At 40.4% G+C, this 245-nt stretch carries 1 protein-coding gene; it reads right to left on the bottom strand.

Features of this window, described 5'->3' with window-relative positions; genetic code table 11:
- A partial coding sequence (locus AOM43_RS08600; RefSeq protein WP_152618854.1) for a hypothetical protein occupies window positions 1–245 on the bottom strand: 245 nt, incomplete at both ends.

Genomic DNA, 245 nt, shown 5'->3' with positions numbered 1-245 from the left:
TTATGGCAATTATAGGTCGTTTTAACTGTGCTAACACCGGCATGTGAATAGGTGCTGGTTTCTATTTGATTGCCATCGGCGTCATAGATATAGGTTTGTCTACGGAGGACGTTTTTAAAAGCGTCTTCTTGTCTTGCTTCAACGACATAGTCATGGAGGTCATAGGCAAATACATCTAAGGTATAATCATTGTCTCCATGTCCAAAGAAGGTTTTGACGGATTCTTTCCGCCCTAATGAATCATA

Origin of the sequence: Parachlamydia acanthamoebae, assembly GCF_000875975.1 — a bacterium.
Classification (GTDB): Bacteria; Chlamydiota; Chlamydiia; order Chlamydiales; family Parachlamydiaceae; genus Parachlamydia; species Parachlamydia acanthamoebae.
Note: the sequence above shows the minus strand (reverse complement) of the source record. Positions and strands in the feature narration are given on the sequence as shown.